Below are 1,911 nucleotides of genomic sequence, written 5' to 3'. Positions count from 1 at the left end.
CAGCCGCCGCCGAGCAGGTGCCGTCGCCGTTGGCGCGCGCCCGGCTCGCGACAGCGCGGGACGGCCCGCCACGCAGCGCGGGCAGTGCCCGCAGGCGGGCACGAAGGACAGCACCACGTGGTCGCCGGGGGTGAACTCGGCGCCCTGGCCGGCCTCCACGACCTCGCCCGCGGCCTCGTGGCCGAGGGCCATCGGGAGCGGCCGGAGCCGGGAACCGTCGATCACCGACAGGTCGGAGTGGCACAGGCCCGCCGCGCGGACCCGGACGAGCAGTTCCCCGGGGCCGGGTGCCTCCAGCGTCAGCGGCATGACCTCCAGGGGGCGCGACGAGGCGTACGGGGCCGGGCGGCCCGACTCGACGAGGACGGCGGCGCGGGTGGACGTGCTCATCTAAGTGATCACCAGTTTCTCCATCGCGGCGCGCAGCGGCGCCGGGATCTCGCTGGGCCGCCGGGTCTCCCGGTCCACGAACACGTGGACGAAGTGCCCCTCGGCCACGACCGTCTCGCCGTCCTCGCGGAACAGCCCGAGCTCGTAGCGGACGCTGGAGCGGCCGAGCCTGCCGATCCTGAGGCCGACCCGGACGGGCTCGGGGAAGGAGACCGACGCCTTGTAGACGCAGTGCGACTCCACGCACAGGCCGATGGCGTCCCCCTCGTGGATGTCGAGGCCCGCGGTCCTGATCAGCCAGGTGTTGATCACCGTGTCCATCAGCGAGTAGTGGACGGCGTTGTTCATGTGGCCGTAGACGTCGTTGTCCTTCCACCGGGTGGGGACCGTCTCCCAGTACGCGTACACGGGCAGAACTATATTCCAGAGCCGGCGGCCGGACGGCCCGGGGGTGGGCCGTGGATCTCCGCCCTGGTCCGGGGGCCTCCGGGAGGCCGGTGCGTTACCGGAGTGAGTACGTCATGTCATCTCTTCTCGCCCATTGGATGATCCGTCCAACCTAAGATCGTTCGACGTGACGGCCTACGGACTTCCCCCCGCACTGACCCTGGAGCCCTCCGACCCGGTCGAGCTCGGCCCCTACCGCATCGCCGGGCGGCTCGGCAGCGGCGGCATGGGCACGGTCTACCTCGCCGAGGGGCCGTCCGGACCGGTGGCGGTCAAGGTGATCAACCGGCACCTGGCCGCGGACCCGGAGTTCGCGGCGCGCTTCCGGGGCGAGGTGGCCGCCGCGCGCAGGGTCAGCCGGTTCTGCACCGCCCCGGTGCTGGACGCCCGGCTGGAGGGCGAGCCGCTCTGGGTGGTCACCGAGTACGTCGCGGGGCCCGATCTGGCCCGGCTGCTGCGCGAGCAGGGCCCGCTGGCCGGGTCCAACCTGGAGGCGCTGGCCGTCGGGGTGGCGACCGCCCTGACCGCGATCCACGACGCGGGTGTGGTCCACCGCGACCTCAAACCCGCCAACGTGCTGCTCTCCCCGCTCGGCCCGCGGGTGATCGACTTCGGCATCGCCCGCGCCCTGGACGCGGGCAGGGGGCAGACCGTCACCGGCGCGATCCTCGGCACCCCCGAGTACATGGCGCCGGAGCTGGTCTCCGAGGGCAAGGCGGGCCCGCCCGCCGACGTCTTCGCCTGGGGCTGCGTGGTGGCCGCCGCCGCGACCGGCTCCTCCCCGTTCGCCTCCAGGACCGTGCCGGAGGCGCTCTACCGGGTGGTCCACGACACACCGGACCTGAGCACCCTCGACGAGGGCCTGCGCGGGCTGGTCGGGGCGGCGCTGGACAAGGACCCCGCGGCCCGGCCGACGGCCCGGGAGCTGCTGTCCGGGCTGGTCGGCGGGAAGGCGGCCGAGGACACCGCCCGGGTGGCGGGCACGATCCGGGCTCGACCTGTCCGGCCTGCCGGGGCCGACCGCCCGGGTGCCCGCGGGGGAGGAGCCCGCCAGGCGGTCCCGGCTCCCGCGCC

3 protein-coding genes are annotated in these 1,911 nt (G+C 74.4%); 1 reads left to right on the top strand and 2 read right to left on the bottom strand.

Going from position 1 to position 1,911, the window contains the following annotated elements; all coding sequences use genetic code 11:
* Window positions 1-390: alcohol dehydrogenase catalytic domain-containing protein (locus tag ACWJ6R_RS35545; RefSeq protein ID WP_449066415.1), on the bottom strand; the 390-nt coding region annotated here is incomplete at its 3' end.
* The gene (locus ACWJ6R_RS35540) at window positions 391-798 is read right to left on the bottom strand and encodes an acyl-CoA thioesterase (RefSeq protein ID WP_449066414.1); all 408 of its coding nucleotides are present in this window, start codon (window positions 796-798) and stop codon (window positions 391-393) included.
* A gap of 166 nt (window positions 799-964) precedes the next feature.
* Between ACWJ6R_RS35540 and ACWJ6R_RS35535 the strand changes: the two genes are divergently transcribed.
* Window positions 965-1,911, top strand: a 947-nt coding sequence (locus ACWJ6R_RS35535) for a serine/threonine-protein kinase (protein WP_449066413.1), incomplete at its 3' end; no start/stop codon positions are given.

The sequence above is a fragment of the Planomonospora algeriensis genome, assembly GCF_977012225.1.
This window is presented reverse-complemented; position numbering and strand designations above follow the sequence as displayed.